General features: G+C 51.7%; 17 protein-coding genes. 12 read left to right on the top strand and 5 right to left on the bottom strand.

The features are described 5' to 3' along the window. Positions 1–70: 70 nt before the first annotated feature. Positions 71–1261, bottom strand: coding sequence for an MFS transporter (locus JFY74_20760; GenBank protein QQG28435.1), 1191 nt, complete (start codon positions 1259–1261; stop codon positions 71–73). Positions 1262–1423: 162 nt separating this feature from the next. Here JFY74_20760 and JFY74_20755 point away from each other — a divergent pair, with 162 nt between their 5' ends. After that, positions 1424–1792 carry a GFA family protein gene (locus tag JFY74_20755; GenBank protein ID QQG28434.1) on the top strand — a complete coding sequence of 123 codons (369 nt, stop codon included), beginning with the start codon at positions 1424–1426 and terminating at the stop codon, positions 1790–1792. A gap of 52 nt (positions 1793–1844) precedes the next feature. Here the strand turns inward: JFY74_20755 and JFY74_20750 are convergent, their stop codons facing one another. Further along, positions 1845–3848 (bottom strand): methyl-accepting chemotaxis protein, encoded by a 2004-nt coding sequence (locus JFY74_20750; GenBank protein ID QQG28433.1) that lies wholly within the window; start codon positions 3846–3848, stop codon positions 1845–1847. Positions 3849–4097: 249 nt separating this feature from the next. Continuing rightward, positions 4098–5111 (bottom strand): LacI family DNA-binding transcriptional regulator, encoded by a 1014-nt coding sequence (locus JFY74_20745; GenBank protein QQG28432.1) that lies wholly within the window; start codon positions 5109–5111, stop codon positions 4098–4100. Positions 5112–5322: 211 nt separating this feature from the next. On the opposite strand from JFY74_20745, the gene JFY74_20740 reads away from it, so the two are divergent. From JFY74_20740 to yidA, 5 genes are all read left to right on the top strand, one after another. Then, positions 5323–5628: a PTS sugar transporter subunit IIB gene (locus JFY74_20740; protein QQG28431.1), complete on the top strand. Its 306-nt coding sequence runs from the start codon at positions 5323–5325 to the stop codon at positions 5626–5628. Between the two features lie 16 nt (positions 5629–5644). Beyond that, positions 5645–6958: a PTS sugar transporter subunit IIC gene (locus tag JFY74_20735; protein QQG28430.1), complete on the top strand. Its 1314-nt coding sequence runs from the start codon at positions 5645–5647 to the stop codon at positions 6956–6958. Next, a complete protein-coding gene (locus JFY74_20730; GenBank protein ID QQG28429.1) occupies positions 6948–7289 on the top strand; it encodes a PTS lactose/cellobiose transporter subunit IIA in 342 nt (113 codons plus the stop codon). Before JFY74_20735 ends, JFY74_20730 begins: the two co-directional genes overlap by 11 nt. A gap of 36 nt (positions 7290–7325) precedes the next feature. Beyond that, positions 7326–8768: a 6-phospho-beta-glucosidase gene (locus tag JFY74_20725; protein QQG28428.1), complete on the top strand. Its 1443-nt coding sequence runs from the start codon at positions 7326–7328 to the stop codon at positions 8766–8768. 155 nt (positions 8769–8923) lie between these two features. Then, positions 8924–9739, top strand: a complete 816-nt coding sequence (gene yidA / locus JFY74_20720; GenBank protein ID QQG28427.1) for a sugar-phosphatase — start codon at positions 8924–8926, stop codon at positions 9737–9739. 82 nt (positions 9740–9821) lie between these two features. Here yidA and JFY74_20715 read toward each other — a convergent pair whose 3' ends face one another. After that, positions 9822–10436, bottom strand: coding sequence for a lytic polysaccharide monooxygenase (locus JFY74_20715; GenBank protein QQG28426.1), 615 nt, complete (start codon positions 10434–10436; stop codon positions 9822–9824). Positions 10437–10958: 522 nt separating this feature from the next. After that, positions 10959–11855: a LysR family transcriptional regulator gene (locus tag JFY74_20710; protein QQG28425.1), complete on the bottom strand. Its 897-nt coding sequence runs from the start codon at positions 11853–11855 to the stop codon at positions 10959–10961. A 142-nt stretch (positions 11856–11997) separates the two neighbouring features. Between JFY74_20710 and JFY74_20705 the strand changes: the two genes are divergently transcribed. The 6 genes from JFY74_20705 to JFY74_20680 all read left to right on the top strand — a co-directional run bounded on the left by JFY74_20705 (position 11998) and on the right by JFY74_20680 (position 18432). Beyond that, positions 11998–13548, top strand: coding sequence for an ABC transporter substrate-binding protein (locus tag JFY74_20705; protein QQG28424.1), 1551 nt, complete (start codon positions 11998–12000; stop codon positions 13546–13548). Between the two features lie 71 nt (positions 13549–13619). After that, positions 13620–14504: a dihydrodipicolinate synthase family protein gene (locus JFY74_20700; GenBank protein ID QQG28423.1), complete on the top strand. Its 885-nt coding sequence runs from the start codon at positions 13620–13622 to the stop codon at positions 14502–14504. 101 nt (positions 14505–14605) lie between these two features. After that, entirely contained in the window at positions 14606–15559 is a 954-nt protein-coding gene (locus JFY74_20695; protein QQG28422.1) for a nucleoside hydrolase, read from the top strand. Position 15560: 1 nt separating this feature from the next. Continuing rightward, complete coding sequence (locus JFY74_20690; GenBank protein QQG28421.1) at positions 15561–16550, top strand: nucleoside hydrolase; 990 nt, start codon at positions 15561–15563, stop codon at positions 16548–16550. Then, entirely contained in the window at positions 16550–17527 is a 978-nt protein-coding gene (locus tag JFY74_20685) for an ABC transporter permease (protein ID QQG28420.1), read from the top strand. The genes JFY74_20690 and JFY74_20685 overlap by 1 nt, the downstream gene beginning before the upstream one ends. Next, positions 17524–18432, top strand: coding sequence for an ABC transporter permease (locus JFY74_20680; protein QQG28419.1), 909 nt, complete (start codon positions 17524–17526; stop codon positions 18430–18432). The genes JFY74_20685 and JFY74_20680 overlap by 4 nt, the downstream gene beginning before the upstream one ends. Positions 18433–18465: the final 33 nt, after the last annotated feature.

The raw sequence follows: 18465 nt of genomic DNA, 5'->3' as shown, positions 1-18465 counted from the left end.
TTCTGCTCGCCACCCTTTTGGCCGTAGCGAGCGACGTTGAAAAACGTTCCCTAGGTCTTTTATGCTTTCATTAGGCCAATGCACGTCGTTTGGCGCTGCGCATTTCCTGTAGCAGGGTGATGAAAGACGTAATCAGCATAAAGATGACGGCAGACCAGAAAATGGCGTGAGGATGGCCGTGATCCAGCAGCCAGCCGAACAGCACCGGTCCTGCGGCACCGCCAATGTTGAAGCCGGTGGAGACAATCCCAAATACCCGTCCTTCTGCCCCCGGTGGTGATGCGGCACGCACCAGCATATCCCGTGAAGGCGCGATCATGCCGGAGAGGAAACCGGCAGCAGCCAGCAACGGAACAAGCACGAGAGTCGGTAAGGAATACATGGCAACGATACTGACCAGCACGGCGGTGGCGGCCAACGCCGCTGTTGCCACCAGCCCGTGGCGCTTGGTTTTATCCGCCAGTGAACCGCCAGCTAATACGCCAAAGGCGCTGGCGAACAGGAATGCGGTAAGCGCCACGTTAGCCTGTGAAAGCGACAAATCGTAGCCCGTGACTAATGCGGTAACCGAGAAGTTCTGGATTGAACCCGTACTTAAATTCAGCAGCAGGAACAGAATCAGCAGCGCCAGGATCGGCAGCGTGAAAACGGGTGCGCGCGATTTGCCCGGCTGGGTGCCTGTTGCTGCCGCAGGTTTCACCCGATTGGGTTCATCGCGATCCGTCAGAAGCAGCGGTACCGTCAGTAAGCCGAGGATGCCAGAGACGATGAATGCGCTACTGATGCCGGAAAAGGCGGCAACGGACAGCAAAATACCGGGCGCAATCGCGGTGCCTAGAAAGCCGGAGAACGTGTGCACCGAGAACGCACGGCCCATGCGCTTCTCATCAATCCCGCGCGACAGCAAGGCGTAATCCGCCGGATGATAAACCGCATTCGCCACCCCCGCGAGCCCCATCGCAGCGACCAGCCAAACGTAGCTGCCTGAAAAACCGAGAGAGAGAAAACAGAGGCTCCCGAGCGTGATCCCTGCGGTTAACGTGCGGCGCGCGCCGATGCGGTCCACCATAAAACCAATCGGCGTCTGCACGCAGGCAGAGACAATGTTGAATACGCTGAGCGCAAACCCGAGTTCGACAAAGCTGATATCACGCTGGGCTGAAAGCAGCGGAATGAGCGCGGGCAGCACCATCATATGGAAATGACTCACCAGATGCGCTGATGAGATTTGCGCCAGTAGCGGTAGTTTTATGAATTTCATGTTTTTTTGCAGCTTACAGGTCTGTAGATTTTATTATCGTGAGAGCTGGCGCAGGAACAGGGCGTCACTCCCTGGCAAATGGATCATAAGGTTAGCATATTACTTATATCATCTATGGCGAATATTGATACCCGCCTTTTCGGCAGGATAGGAGAGAACGACATGACGACCAAATCGTATTTGGGTGGGTGTTTATGTGGTCAGATTCGGTTCAGGGCAACGGGCGAACCGGGCAATCCGCATGCCTGTTCCTGCACCCATTGCCAGCAGCATTCCGGTGCACCAACGCTGCTGTGGGTTGAGTTTCCCCGAGCAGCCGTTGAGTGGATTGGAGAAGGTGGAGAGCCCGCGCGCTATCGCTCGTCTGATTATTCCAGCCGGGCTTTTTGTCCGCACTGCGGCAGCACGCTGGGGGCGATTGATGATGAACCAACCATTGCGCTGACGGTTGGAAATTTTGATGAGAAAAATAGCCCGGAGCTGAAACCAACGTCACATTCGTTTGAGGATTGCTGTCCTCGCTGGGAATAAAGCACAGGCCGTTTCCGGCCTGTGTGGGATTTCTACGGGTGAAGGACTGTGATTACGAGAGCTTAAATACCAGCACCGTTTGTGCGAGCTGTCTGGCCTGTTCTTCCAGCGAGGCGGCCGCCGCCGTGGCTTCCTGCACCAGCGCGGCGTTCTGCTGGGTGACGCCGTCCATCTCGTGAACGGCCTGCGTCACTTGGCTGATCCCGCGTGATTGTTCATCTGACGCTGAGACGATCTCATCCATGATGTCTTTTACCGATGTGACGGCACTCAGCATTTCCTGCATGGTTTCACCGGCGTTCTGAACCAGCGTAACGCCGCTATCGACACGGCTGGCGGACTCCGTAATCAACGCGGTGATGTCTTTTACGGCACTGGCGCTGCGCTGAGCGAGGTTACGCACCTCGTTGGCAACGACCGCGAAACCGCGGCCTTGTTCGCCCGCTCTGGCGGCTTCCACCGCTGCGTTAAGTGCCAGAATATTGGTCTGGAACGCGATGCCGTTGATGATGCTGGTAATGTCGGCAATCTTCTTCGAACTATCGTCGATCTCACTCATAATGTGAACAACCTGACCCACTATCTTGTCGCCTTTCTGAGCGATGTGCGCGGCATTCTGCGCCAGCGTTGTGGCGTTATGGGCGTTATCCGCATTCTGTTTCACCGTCGCTGTAATCTGCTCCATGCTGGCGGCGGTTTCTTCCAGCGCCGCCGCCTGTTGCTCGGTGCGGGAAGCCAGATCGGTGTTGCCTGCTGCAATTTCCGTCGCACCGTGGCTGACAGATTCGCTGGTGCTAATCAGCTGCTCGGCGATGTCTCTCAACTGCGTCTGCATGGCGTTCATGGCGTAAAAAATACTGCTGTCGTCCTTCGGTTGCACAGGAATGGTCTGCGTTAAATCCCCTTGTGCGACGGACAGGGCGATCTGTGCGGCCTGAGCGGGTTCGCCACCGATCGGACGAGCAACCTTGCGGTTAAAGATGATGCCCAACGCGCCGGAAACCACCACGATACTCAGCACCATAAGCAGCAGGCCCACGTTGCGCTGCTGTGCGGTTTCCGCCATCACCACATTGACGGGGGCGGACAGGCCGAGCATCCAGGGCGTGCCGGTATTGCCGATTTTTACCGGCATATACACGTTAAACGCCGGCGTGTTCAGCACGTCATTGTCACGTTCAATCTGATAAGACTGACCTGTGGTGACATGCTCAAGCAGCGTTGGGTCGTTTTCAATTTTCTTGGTTATCCGGGCTTTGTCAGGATGAGAAATGTAGGCACCGGTGTGGGACAGTAACTGGGCGTAGCCCGTGCCTTGATAGGGTTTTATATTGTTGGTGAGCTGTTGCAGCGTATCCAGCGAAAAGTCCGCGGTGACGGAGCCGTAAAATTTGTTGTTGATGATGATAGGCACGGCAATGGAGGTCAGTAGAACATCGACGCCGTTGTAGGGATAGCTATACGGTTCCAGAATCACTTCTTTCTGGAGCTTTTTCGGTAGCAGATAGTAGTCGCCGCTGCCGGGCGTTTCATAATCCACCAGATTATGCAGAGCTACGTTGCCTGCGGTATCGCGGTCAACGTAGCGGACGAAGCGACCTTGCGGATCCTGATCGGGCTGACCAGCGTACTCGCGATCTTTGCCGTCAAACGCATTGGGTTCCCACGCCAGCGACATCGAAAGGAAGTCGGGATGACTCTTCAGCGCATTCTTCAGCAGCGTCTCAGCGGTTTTTCGGTCGGCGTTACCTGCTTCTTGCAGGCTGACAACGCTCTGCACCAGATTGCGCGCCGCATGTAGCGCGACATCCAGCTTTTGTTGAATGAGGTAGCTGTTGGTATATGCCGTTTGCTCAAGATACTGCTGTGCGATGGTTTTTTGCTGCTGGCCAGATTGCCAGATCAGCAGGCCGATAGTGAGAATAAAACCGAGTGCGATGGTGGTGACGCCCGCCAGGAGCATCAGCATACGTGTGCTGAGCTTTCTTTTTGACGTGGTTGGTGAGGCGTGGATGGATGGGGTGCTGTGATTAACCGGTAACAGTGTTGTAGACATATGCGTAATATCCCCTGGGATATAAGCGCCCATAGGCACCTTTTTTCATAAAAGAATCAATCGATTGTCTTCCTTTCTGTTTTTGGGCCATTCCCTTGCGCGACTCGTCATTTTTTGTGATGTAAGTCACAAATAAATTATCGGCGGGAAACAATATCTCTTTAGGTTATTCACGGAAATGTCACAAATCAGCGTGGTGCTTAAATCGAGATAGCAGTGAGGCATGACGCCTCACCGTGTGAGCGAGGATTAGGCGGCAGGGCCTTTGCTGACGGAATCGCGGATAATCAATTCGCCTTTGAAGGCGGGTGCAGGCGCGACGGTTTCACCCTCTAGCCGGCACAGCAGTTTCTCAAGGGTATAGCTGATCATCTCAGCGACGGGCACATGTACGGTAGTGAGGGGCGGGTAGAACCACGATGCCATCGGTAAATCATCGAACCCCAGCAGCGAGACATCCTGCGGAATGGCGAGGCCGTGTTCGCGCAGCGCTTTGGCCGCGCCAATCGCCATATCGTCATTGCTGGCGACCAGTGCACTGAAGGTAGCTGACCGCTGAAGCAGGGTTTTTGCTGCCGTATAACCGCTGTCATGGGTCCAGTCGCCTGACGCAACCAGCCTGTCATTATAGGGAACCCCGTTTTCCTCCAGCGCCAGTCGGTAGCCCGCCAGTCGGCTTGTACCGGTGGGTGAGTTCGCCGATCCGCAGACAAAGGCGATATCACGGTGGCCCTGTGCAATCAGGTAATTGACGGCATCATGGCAGTGCTGCTGGTGATCGGCGCAGATGCCGTTATCACCGTGCTGATGCAGTGTGCGGTTCACGACCATGATCGGCTGATTGTGCTGTTCAATAATCTCTTCCATTTCATCCGTGGAGAGAAAACGCGGATAGATAATGACGGCATCGCAGCGTAAATCGAGCAGGAACTGGATCGCTTCGCGCTCTTCTTCCGCGCTGTGCTTGCCATCTGCCATGATGAGCTGCCGCCCGTATTTTTCCGTCATGGTTGCCGTTTGGAACAGCAATTCGCTGAAATAAGGGCCGCTGTACAGCGTGTTGGTCACAACCAAACCAATAATTTGCGATTTGCTCGTGGCGAGCTGGCGCGCCAGCAGGTTGGGCCGGTAGCCAATCTCTTCAATCGCCTGAAACACCCGATCCCGCGTGGTTTTACTGACATAGTTATTCCCTGTCAGCACGCGTGATACGGTGGCTTTGGATACACCGGCTTTTTTCGCTACATCGAGCATGGTTACCATCGTACTTTCCCGTTCTCCTGTATTGCCTTATGTTGTCATTATAGGGAAAAATCCTCCTTTTTTATCAGCAATAACAAGTGTAGGGATAAAAATATTCCCCGATTGCGCTATTTATGATCGCCTTCAAAAAACAGTAAAAACAATATGAAACCGGTTGCATATTATTTTATGTCTTGCTTGAATAATAAAAAAACAGACGGTGAGGTGCAGTATGAATAAGATTTTACTCTGTTGCGCAGCAGGAATGTCTACCAGCATGCTGGTACAGCGAATGGAAAAGGTCGCCGAGAAAAATGCGATCGCTGTTGAGATAAAAGCCGTGGGTTTTGAAGAATTTAATGAGCTGATTGATGAATATGATTGCTGCCTTCTGGGGCCACAGATCAAGTATAAATTGCCTGAATTCAAGGTGATAGCTGACGAGAAAAAGAAGCCGATTGCGGTCATTAATATGGTTGATTACGGCATGATGAATGGGGAAAAAGTCCTCAACGATGCCCTGGCGATGATTGCGTAATATAACGGGAGGAATAATGAGTAAATTAACCGAGTCATTATTCAGCGTTATCGAAAATCGTATTAGCCCGATTGCGGCAAAACTTTCCAGCCAGCGTCATGTTGTGGCAATTAAGGATGGATTCATTGCTTCCATGCCTTTTTTAATTGTCGGCTCTTTTATGATGTTATTCGCCCATCCGCCTTTTAGCCCTAACAGTGAATGGGCTTTCGCACAATGGTGGCTAGGGATGGTGGAACGCCACGGCGAACAGATCATGATGCCCTATAACATGACGATGGGCATTATGGCGGTGTATATCACCAGCGCCATCGCTTATAACCTAGCGCAGAGCTATAAAATGAACGGTTTTATGGCTGCCAGTCTGGCACTGATGTCGTTTATGGTGGTGGCGGCTCCGCAAATCGACAAAAGTCTGCCGGTTGGGTCGCTGGGTGGCGAGGGGATTTTCACCGCGATTATCGTGGCGATCTATTCGACGGAGCTAATGCATTTTTTGCAGAAGCGCAATATTGGTATTCGCCTGCCGGAACAGGTGCCACCGAAAATCCGCCAGTCTTTCGATCTGCTGATCCCGATTCTTGCCATCTTTTTCACGCTTTTCCCGCTTAGCCTGTTTATGCAGAGCCAGTTCGGCATGCTGTTGCCGCAGGCGATTATGGCCGTCTTTGCGCCGATTATCTCGGCATCCGACTCGCTCCCCGCCATCCTGATTGCGGTGCTGCTTTGCCACCTGCTGTGGTTTGCTGGGATTCACGGGGCCGTTATCGTCGGCGGCATCTTGCAGGCATTCTGGTTGACTAACTTAGGGATCAATCAGGAAGCGTTTAACGCGGGCGCACCGATCACCAAAATTTTTATTGAACCCTTCTGGCAGTTCTTCATTACGGTGGGTGGCTCGGGAGCGACCATGGGGCTGGTCTTTCTCTACCTGCGTAGCCGTTCTGCTCACTTGCGCTCCATCGGCAAGCTGGCCGTGGTGCCGAGCATGTTCAACATCAACGAACCGGTGATTTTTGGTTCACCCGTTGTGATGAATCCGCTGCTGTTTATTCCGTTTATTACCGCGCCGTTGGTGAACGCCACCCTTGCCTATATCGCGTTAAAAACCGATTTGGTGCACCGCGTGATTTCTCTTGCACCCTGGACAACGCCGGGCCCGATTGGCGCAGCCTGGTCTACGGGATGGGACTGGCGTGCGGTGGTGCTGGTAGGGGTACTGATTGTCATCTCGTCCTTAATCTATTACCCCTTCTTTAAAATGTATGAACGTCAGCTGGTCGCACAAGAAGTGGGTACAGCGGAGGAGGCAGTGAGTGATGCGCGATGAAACCATTCTCGATGAAACGACAGTAATGGAACTGATTATCTATGCGGGAGAAGCGCGCTCAAGCTCGATGGAAGCGCTGAGTGCCGCCAGAAAATACGATTGGGACACGGCTGAAGAACGGCTGAACACGGCTTCCGTTGCGGCGCGCAAAGCCCATCAAATCCAGACGGCCTTGATTGGTGCCGATGAGGGCAGCGGAAAGATCCCAGTCAACCTGATTCTGGTTCACGCGCAAGATCACCTGATGAACGCCATGCTATGCCGTGAACTGGTTGAGGAACTGATTCAACTGCATCGGGAAATCTCCACCCTTAAACAGCTTATAAATTAACAACATGTAAATTTGAACTAACGAGAAGGAAATAAGATGTCTGCTGAACAATTACCGAAAGACTTTCTGTGGGGCGGCGCGGTAGCGGCGCATCAAGTTGAAGGTGGTTGGGATCAAGGCGGCAAAGGCGTCAGCATTTGCGATGTTCTGTCCGGCGGTGCCCACGGCGTTGACCGTGTGATTACCGATGGCGTACAGCCTGGTGTCAGTTATCCAAACCATCAGGCGGTGGAATTCTATTCCCACTATAAACAAGATATTGCCCTGTTCGCTGAAATGGGCTTCAAATGCTTCCGCACCTCGATTGCCTGGACGCGTATTTTCCCCAATGGCGATGAGCTGGAGCCGAATGAAGCCGGTCTGCAATTCTATGACGACCTGTTTGATGAGCTGTTGAAATACAACATTGAGCCAGTGATTACGCTGTCTCACTTTGAGATGCCGCATCATCTGGTTAAGCAATACGGCGGCTGGCTGAACCGTAAAGTGGTGGATTTCTTTGTCCGCTACAGCGAAGTGGTTATGAAGCGTTATCAGTCTAAAGTGAAATACTGGATGACCTTCAATGAGATCAATAACCAGCGTAACTGGCAGTATCCGCTGTTTGGCTACTGCTGTTCCGGCGTGATTTTTACCGATCACGACAAGCCAGAGCAGGCGATGTACCAAACGCTGCACCACCAGTTTGTCGCCAGTGCGAAAGTGGTGAAGCTGGGTCATGAAATTAACCCGAATTTCAAAATTGGCTGCATGCTAGCGCTGGTGCCGATCTATCCGTGGTCATGCCATCCAGATGACGTGATGTTTGCCCAAGAAGCGATGCGCGAACGCCACCTGTTCGGTGATGTGCAACTGCGTGGTTACTACCCGTCTTACATCCTGAAAGAGTGGGCGCGCAAAGGCTATCAGATTGATATGCAGCCGGAAGATGAACAGACGCTGCGCGAAGGCTGCACGGACTATCTGGGCTTTAGCTACTACATGAGCAGCGCGGTGCAACTGTCGGCGAAAGGCCAGAAAAAAGAAGATGCGATTACGGGCTTTGACGGCGGCGTGAAAAACCCACATGTGAAGGCGTCGGAATGGGGTTGGCAGATCGACCCGGTTGGCCTGCGTTATACGCTGAACAGCTTCTACGAACGTTATCAGAAACCGATGTTCATCGTCGAAAACGGCTTTGGCGCCGTAGACAAGGCGGAAGCCGACGGCAGTATTAATGACGATTACCGCATCGAATACCTCAAAGCGCATATCGATCAGATGAAGAAAGCTGCCGTGGAAGACGGCGTGGAGCTGATGGGCTATACCCCGTGGGGCTGCATCGACTGCGTGTCCTTCACCACGGGTCAGTACAACAAACGCTACGGTTTCATCCACGTGGATAAACACGATGATGGCACTGGCGCGTTCAAGCGCTCGAAGAAAAAGAGCTTCGACTGGTATAAGAAAGTGATCGCCAGCAACGGTACCGAGCTATAACAGCGATTACAGGAAACGTTGGTCACAGGGCCGTGCTTAACCGCACGGCTTTTTACGTTGCATGTCATACGCCTGTCACCCTGGCGTATTTCGCTAACGACTTCATCGCTGAATCGCGTTAGCATGAAAACAGATAACTTGATGCTGGAAAAACTATGTCTGTAAAACTGATCGCTATTGATATGGACGGGACGTTGCTGACGCCCCAAAATCAAATTTCACCTGCGGTAAAAGCCGCGATTGCCGCTGCCAGAGAGAAAGGCGTGCAGGTTGTGCTGGCTACCGGTCGCCCTTACATCGGCGTCGAGCGCTACCTGATGGAGCTGGATTTGCAGCAGGAAGGCTGTTACTGCATAACCAACAACGGTGCGCTGGTGCAGCGTACGGTCAACGGTGACTGTGTGGCGCAAACGGCGCTGAGCTTTGACGACTATCTCTATTTCGAAGCGCTAGCCTGCAAACTGGGCGTCCATTTCCACGCGTTGGACTTCAATTTTGTCTACACCGCCAATAAAGACATCAGTCCTTACACCATTCATGAATCTCACCTGACCGGGATGCCGTTGAAGTATCGTGCGGTAGAAGAAATGGATCGCAGCCTGACGTTCCCGAAAGTGATGATGATTGATGAGCCAGAGATATTGGATCGCGCCATCAGCCAACTGCCACCGGAAGCCTTTGAACGCTACACCATCATGAAGAGCGCCGAATACTATCTGGAAATTCTGGATAAGCGCGTCAACAAAGGTGAAGGCGTGAAGATGCTGGCGGAGCACCTCGGCATTCCACGCGAAAGCGTCATGACACTGGGCGACCAACAGAACGATCTGGCGATGATTCGCTATGCCGGTATCGGCGTCGCGATGGGCAACGCCATCGATGAAGTGAAAGAAGCCAGCCAGTTCGTCACTAAAACCAACATGGAAGACGGCGTCGCTTATGCGATCGAGAGGTTTGTGCTGAATGCCTGATTAGAGAGAGTAAATAAAAATAGCCATCATTGATGGCTATTTTTATTTATAATAATCCAGTCTATTTAGACTCGTATTATTCTTACGGATTAGATTGCTTAATGTTTGCATCAATAACTTGATAGAAGGCATTGCCTGTGTCTGCAATGTTCCAAACGGCTAAAATAATATAATAGCCCGGCTTAACAGTAGGAACATCACACTCCATTTTTACCGTATAGGTGGGTATTTTTCCGCTATCATTTCTTTCGCAGAATGGTGTCGAATTAAATTGCTCTTTGGATAATGGCTGATTAGGATCCCAGTCTCCTTTCGTAATATAGAATTTCCAGGATTCTGTAGCGTGGGGGGCAGTTAAATGCCAGGTAAACATCTGCTTCCCACTCTCAATATCGACATGATGCCAACGTATTGTACTCTGTGCATTTAATTCACTAAAACGCGAATTTCCTCCACTGGCAATTTCACCATTCTTAGGGCCAGTTTCTGGAAATCCTTTTTTCCCTTCTACAGAATGTGGTTCATATTGAACGTCACCGCAACCTTTGTTCAAATTCCCCCCTTCTTCTGAGCATAGAAAAGCTCTGCTTGGCGGATTATCAACAAATCCATGACGAGGACTGATATTTTCTGCATAAGCAGATGGCATCATTAATAATGCACCTGAAACAATAATTGTGTGTAATAAAGTTTTCATGAGATTCCTATTTGTTTAAATAACCATGTGATAGTGTTTAGTAAATGAATTACTTGTGGTAATTCATGATGTTATTTTTATGGGGAACTATTAATTTTAATTTGATCTAAATTAATTTTTTAAACTGCCTGATTGTGGTTTTTATTTCCATGTGTTTTTATTAAAGATGTTGGGGATTTATTTGTCAAATTTTAATTTTAATTTTCAATTAAATTAATAATTATCTATAGATATTTTTTTTCATAACCAAAAGAATAATAATTATATGTAAAACTAAAATAATTGGATTCATCAACCATTTTTTAAATGAAAAAGTCCGAAAGTTATCTGAATGAGTGTGGATTTTTTTGCAAAAAAATAATGGATACGGAGGATGAGGCTGGCATGTATTATTGCGCCATCTTTAATTGTGGATTAATGCAACTGAAAATTACCGAAGCATCGACATGCTAGAAGATGAGCCAGGGTTTCCATAATGGTCATTTTAAACGTTCAAATCTCCAGTATGGTACGATCAAAAAATTATTTTAATTCCAGACTATTCGCTATTTTTTCACTCATAACCTGAGTGATGTGGTTAACTACCTGGCTGCGGGGAATTTGGGGAGGATAAACCGCGCAATACGCCATTTTTATATCAGGATTGAAAGGCTTAACGATAATCGGTGAAGGGCTGTTCAGGGCGGTAATAAAATCGACTACGCCGATGCCGACGTTTCTTGAAGCCAGCACGCAGCAGTTAGCCATCGAGGTTTCGATAGGGTTATGTAGATAGATTTGTTCTTTTCTGGCGGAAATATCGAGCTGTGCTCGCAGCGGTGTGGTTCTTCCCGGCAGAATAGCGCGCGTCCTGGCCAGGTCGGCAAGCGTAATTTCATCCGCCGTGGCAAGAGGGTGATCCACCGCTAACACCACGACCGCACTGGCGTCAGCCAGTGGTTCAGCTTCCAGCCCTTTGATGCCCGGCTGGCCAAAAATAAAGCCGACGTCATACTGATTTTCAGAAATGGCGCTCGTAATATGGCTGCTGCTTTCGATGTCTAAAAACAGGGAAAGATCGGGGTATTTCTTGAGTAAAGTAGGGAGAACTTGGTCTGAACACAGAAACGAGAGCGCCTGAACGGCGGCGATGCGTAGCACGCTACCCTTGGCGTGGCGAATTTCATCCGCAATCATCCCGATGTGATCCAACCCCAGATAAAGACGCTCGACTTCGCGATACAGCTTCATCGCCTCTGCGCGTGGAATCAGGCCGCGCCCGTCCCTATCGAACAGCTTAAGATTCAGTGCGTCTTCAAAGTCTTTAATGAGCCGGCTGACCGCAGGTTGGGTGATGAACATCATGTTGGCGGCAGCGGTGATGCCTCCGGTGAGGATGACTTTATGGAAGGCTTCAACCTGACGGGGATTGATACGCATGCTAGCCACCTTGAAACATAACATTTGGTTATCAATTTAACACAAAATGCAATTTTTCATTATCTAATCTAGCGCATAGACTCACAATCATAAGATTTAATACACTTCATTATTACTCAGTCATGGAATAGAGGGTTAGTAAATGAAGAAATCAACGCTGGCGTTATTGTTTACCGTTTTATTTTCATCTTCACCTTTGGTTTATAGCGCGGACCTGAGTATCGGTTTGGCTTCCTCCACCACATCAATGGATCCGCAGTTTTATGTGAGTGGAGCGAATAGCGCAATGGCGCGCAATATTTTTGACGGTTTGGTTGTACAGGACGAAAAACAGCAGATTGCACCTGCCCTGGCAACCAGTTGGAAAGTGATTGACGACAAGACGTGGGAGTTTGTATTGCGTCCTGACGTTAAGTTTCACGACGGCAGTGATTTTACGGCTAAAGATGTGATTGCCAGCATTAAACGTGTTGCGCTGGCCTCAAAAAACAGCCCAAGTTCTTACGCACCTTACGTCAGCGACATTGCTGAAGTAACAGAAATTAATCCACTAACGGTGCGGATTAAGACAAAAGAGGCGTCGCCGCTGCTGCTGAATAATTTAAGTCGGGTTTCTATTTTACCTGCCCGACTTGAAAACGTCCCGACGGAAACGTTGAATTCAGGAAAAGATGTGATTGGTACAGGGCCATTCAAATTTGTTTCCTGGGTGCCGGACGACCGGGTAGTCCTTAGTCGTAATGACGATTACTGGGGAGGAAAAGCAGAGTGGGACAACGTTACTGTCCGTGTATTTAAAAACAGTAGTGCACGTGTAGCAGCCGTATTATCCGGTGATGTGGACATGATTGAAAACGTTCCAACAGCCGACAGCAGTAATATTGAAAAAAATCAGCAGTTAAAAACGATTTCAACACCAGGGAATCGTGTTATTTACCTTCACATGGACCAGCAGCGAGAGGAATCACCGTTCGCCAAAGGTCCTGATGGTAAAAACCCATTACTAAAAAAAGAAGTACGCCAGGCGATGTCTTTAGCTATTAATCGTCAGGCAATCGTCGACCGTGTGATGGAGGGGCAGGCTGTTGTTGCCTCTCAGCTTGTACCGAAGGGGTACCCAGGCTATTCCGCTTCCATTCCTGCGCCGGTTTATAATCCGGAGAAAGCCAAACAGGAACTGGCGGCGGCGGGTTACCCCGACGGCTTCACGCTGACCTTCCACGCGTCGAACGATCGTTATCCTAATGATTCTAAAATTGCTCAGGCCATTGGCCAAATGTTCACACGTGCCGGTATCAAAACCGAGGTTGTTACGATGCCCGGCAGTGTGTACTTCTCACGTGCGTCCCGTCTCGAATTCAGTTTGATTATGGGCGGGGCCGCGATTGAAACCGGGGAAGCTTCTGGCGTATTGGGGCCATTGTTAGAAACCTTTGGCCCCAATGCAGGACAGGGGAATCGTGGTCGCTATTCCAATCCTGTTTTTGATAAAACGCTGAACGAAGCACGTGTCACGCTGGATGAAACCAAACGTGATGCGCTGCTGGCTGAGGCGATGAACATTGGCATGAACGATCTGGGCGTCATTCCAGTGATGTTCCTGTCCAACACCTGGGCGATGAAAAAGCAGTATACCTACGTGGGCCGTTCTGATGCCTACACGCTGCCGTACTTCGTCCGTTCTGCGAAATAGTCACCTGTCATTTATGATTCAAATAAGGGGTGAGTATTCACCCCTTATCTATCCGTAACAAGGAGAGCGGAGTGAATACATTTAGCGGTGTTTTTCCCTATCTGGTGTCACCCGTCAGGCCCGATGGTCAGGTTGATAAGCCCGTTCTGGCGCAGCTCACTGAACATCTGATTCAATGCGGTGTACATGGCGTCGTGCCGTTAGGCAGCACCGGTGAATTTGCCTATCTCTCTGCGGCTCAGCGTCTGGATGTCGTCAACACGGTGATCGAAACGACGGCGGGCCGTGTGCCGGTTATCGCCGGTGTTGCGTCGACAACGATTCAGGATGCCGTTGAGCAAACGAAACGCTACGTCGAACTGGGTGCGGATGGCGTTCTTGCGGTACTGGAAGCCTATTTCCCCCTGAAAGACGAGGGCGTCGAACAGTATTTCCGCGCCATTGCCGAAGCCGCACAGGGTAAACCGGTGGTGCTCTATACCAATCCTCAGTTCCAGCGTTCCGATTTGAGTTTGCCCGTCATCGAACGCCTGAGCCATGTTAATAATATCCGCTATATCAAAGACGCCTCGACCAATACTGGGCGCTTGCTTTCCATCATCGAACGTACCCGTGGCCGAATGGATGTCTTCTCCGCGTCCGCCCATATTCCCGCTTGCGTCATGCTGATTGGCGGCGTGGGGTGGATGGCTGGCCCGGCGTGTATCGTTCCCAAACAGAGTATTGCTTTGTATGAAGCCGCCCGCTCGGGTGACTGGAACAGAGCAATGGAACTTCAGCGTCCGCTGTGGCGCATCAATGAAATCTTTGCCCGTTATTCCATTGCTGGCTGTATTAAAGCGGCGCTGCAATTGCAGGGATTTGCGGTAGGCGATCCGTTGCCGCCTCAGCAACCGTTGGATGAAAAGGCGCGTAATGAGATCGCTGACGTTTTGGCGTCTGTCGATTCTCTATAACGTCAATTTACTTATTATTTTTCACGCTGTAGAGGTGTGGGTTTTTCTACACCTTGATGTTCGGTAGTACCTATTAAAAAGAGAAAAGGAATCATCGAAGGATGAGCGCTTTACCTATTATTATTGATTGTGATCCGGGGATAGATGACGCGATTGCGTTATTAAGTGCATTTGTGGCACCAGAGTTGGATATTCGCGGTATCTGCACAGTGTGCGGTAACCAGTCGCTGGACAAGACGGTGCGTAATGCGCTGCAAATTGTTGAACTGGGTCAGCGCACGGATATCCCCGTTTTTGCCGGTTGTCATCGGCCGCTGTTGCGCGACCCTATTCATGGCCAGTTTCACGGCGAAAGCGGACTGGGCCAGACGGTGCTGCCTGCGCCGAAAAAACAGGCCGACGCACAACATGCGGTGAGTTTTATTATTGCGCAGTGTAAGCAGGCGATCGCTGACGGCACGCCGATCACGCTTTGTACGTTAGGGCCGTTAACCAACGTGGCAACGGCGCTGCGTATGGCGCCTGAGATTGCTGACGGTATTGCACGCATTGTGATGATGGGCGGTGCGTACCGCGAAGCGGGCAACCGCAGCCTGACGTCTGAATTCAATATGATTGCCGATCCGCAGGCCGCCAAGGTGGTGTTTGATTCGTCGATTGCCATCGTCGCACTACCGCTGGATGTCACGCATCAGGTGATTTTAACGCCGGAATTGGTGGCGCGTTTCATTGCGCTATCTGGGCGCATTTCCGCACCGTTGGGTGAAATGATGGCGTTTTGGGATCGCAATGACATCCGTCGCTATGGCTCACGCGGCGGCCCGCTACACGATCCATTGGTCATCGCCTGGGTGCTGGCACCGCACTGTTTCACGACCGAAAAAGCCAGTGTTTACATTGAGCAGGAAAGCGAGCTATGCATGGGGCAGACCGTTGCCGACTGGTACGGGAAAACCGATCGTCAACCGAATGTCGATGTGGTGACGGGAGTAGATGCCAAACAGGTTGTCGAACTGTTTGCTGACCTATTGAGCCGCTACAGAGAGGATGTCTGACATGGTTCGAGAGCGCATTATTATTGATACCGATCCCGGCGTTGACGATGCGATAGCCATCTGGCTGGCATTGGCTTCACCTGAACTGGACGTACTTGGGATTACCGTTGTGGCAGGCAATGTACCGCTTGCCGCCACGCTGCCGAATGCGTGCAACGTGGTGGGTGTGACGGGCAGAACCGATGTGCCGATTTTTGCTGGCGCTTCGCGCCCACTCCTCCGCGATCAGGTGTTCGGTAAGTACGCCCATATCGGCAAGTTCACCTCTGAGTGGGTGCCAGAAAGCACGCTGTCGCCGGAAGAGGAACACGCCGTCGATTTTTTGGTGCGGATGACGCGTCAGGCGGCGGCCGACAATAACCCGATCACCATTTGTTCACTCGGGCCACTGACGAATCTGGCGTTGGCGCTGTGTTTCCACCCTGATGTCGCACGTGGCATTAAACAGATTGTGTCCATGAGCTGTGCCTTTACCGCAATGGGGAATCGCGTACCGTGGGCGGATTTTAACGTCTATGCCGATCCGCATGCGGCGGAAATCGTTTTTTCTTCCGGCGTTCCCATTGTCATCATGCCGCTGGATGTGACCTTTCAGGCGCTGATTCAGACGGAACAAGTTGATGATATCGCACGCAGCGGCGGTGCGCCGGGTAAGGCGATGGCCGCGCTGCTGCGTATGTTTGACCGTAGTGAGGTGGAGCGCTTTGGCCGTGAAGGTGGACCGATTCATGATGCGACCGTCATTGCGTGGCTGTTGAAACCTGAGCTGTTCAAGTCAAAACGTGCTCACCTAGGGGTAGAAGTTTCCGGTAAGACTGCGGGTTACGCGTTCGCCGATTTTTATCACAAACTGAGCGAGCCGGAGAATGCGCTGATCATGCGGGAAATCGACGAACAAGGATTCCTCGGGCTGATTGCCGATCGCCTGCGTCGCTATGGCTCTGAAGCAATCAATGATGTTAAAGCAATCAATGGATCTGAGGAGCGCTGATGGTCGCCTACCTGCTGAGCCGAATCGGACAAACGCTGCTGACGCTGGCTGTTATGTCGGTGCTGGTGTTTGTAGGTGTCTATCTGGTCGGTAATCCGGTCGATATGCTGTTGAGTGCGACGGCCACGCCAGCGGAACGGCTGGCGGTGATTCAGTCCTTTGGTCTGGATAAGCCCGTCTGGGAACAGTACGGGCTGTTTGTCTGGAACGCCTTGCAGGGCGACATGGGCAACTCGTTTATCTTTAACCAACCCGCGCTGACGCTCATTTTTCAGCGCATGCCAGCCACGCTCGAATTGGCGATGGTGGCGTTCGTGATGGCGCTGGTTGTCGGTATTCCGCTGGGGATTTACGCTGGCCTGAAGCCAGACAGCGCGGTGTCCAAATCCATCATGACCTTTTCCATCCTCGGCTTTAGCCTGCCCACGTTCTGGATTGGGCTGGTGATGATCATGCTGTTCAGCGTGAAGCTCGGCTGGCTGCCGTCCTCTGGCCGGGGCGATACCCACGAGCTCTTCGGTATTCCATTCAGTTTTCTGACCCGCGATGGTCTCGAACACCTGCTTTTACCCGCGTTTAACCTCGCGCTGTTTAAAATTTCGCTGGTTATCCGTCTGATGCGTGCGGGCGTGATGGAGTGTCTGCAACAGGATTATGTGCAGTTTGCCCGCGCGAAAGGGCTGTCGGAAACCCGCATCGTGCTGGTTCATGTGCTGCGCAACACGCTGATTCCACTGATTACCGTGCTAGGGCTGGAACTGGGGTCGCTGATCGCATTCGCCGTGGTCACGGAAACCATTTATGCCTGGCCGGGCATGGGCAAGCTGATTATCGACTCGATTGCCGTGCTCGACCGCCCGGTTATCCTGGCTTATCTGATGATTACCGTCGTGATGTTTAGCGTGATTAACCTGCTGGTCGATTTGCTGTATGTGCTGGTCGATCCGCGTGTGCGGCTGGGAGGAGACAAGGGATGACGGGGAATACGATACACCAGCCCGCTGCGGTGCAAAAAACCACACATCCGGTGATGCGCGTCATCGTGGCGCTGATTAACGATAGGCTGGCGCTATGCGGACTGATCATGCTGGCGATTTTTGTGCTGCTGGCACTGCTTGCTCCGCTTCTTTCGCCGCAGAATCCCTACGATTTGATGCAGCTCGACATCATGGATGGCCGGCTCGCACCGGGTGCGCAGAGCATGGCGGGCATGATGTATTGGCTGGGGACGGACGATCAGGGGCGCGACCTGTTCAGCGCGATTCTGTACGGCACCCGCATCAGCCTGATAGTGGGCTTCTCCAGTGCGGTACTCGCGCTGCTGATTGGTGCCTCGCTGGGGCTGATTAGTGCCTACGTTGGTGGAAAAACGGATGCCACGATTATGCGCATCGTCGATATCCAGCTTAGTTTCCCCCCCATCCTGATTGCGTTGATCCTGCTGGCGGTGCTGGGGCAAGGGGTCGATAAGATCATCATGGCGCTGGTGGTGACCCAGTGGGCTTACTACGCGCGCACGATTCGCGGTTCAGCGCTAGTGGAACGTCGCCGCAGCTACGTGGATGCGGCGCGCAGCATGGCGTTGTCCAACCGCCGTATCCTGTTTCGCCATATTTTACCGAACTGTCTGGCACCGCTAATCGTGGTGGCAACGATGCGCATCGCCTATGCCATCATGCTGGAAGCCACGCTTTCGTTTTTGGGGATCGGGCTGCCAGTGACGGAACCGTCACTGGGGCTGCTGATCTCAAACGGTTTTGAATACCTGATGTCGGGCGACTACTGGATCAGCTTCTTCCCAGGGTTAACGCTGTTGCTGCTGATTGTGGCGATCAATCTGGTCGGGGATGCGCTGCGCGACATCCTCAACCCGCGGAATTAATCTGTGGGAACGCCCATAGGAATAAGGGGTAAC

It is taken from the genome of Pectobacterium carotovorum (assembly GCA_016415585.1).
GTDB classification, from domain to species: domain Bacteria; phylum Pseudomonadota; class Gammaproteobacteria; order Enterobacterales; family Enterobacteriaceae; genus Pectobacterium; species Pectobacterium carotovorum_K.
The sequence above is the reverse complement of the archived record's forward strand: the minus strand, read 5'-3'. Positions and strand labels throughout refer to the sequence as shown.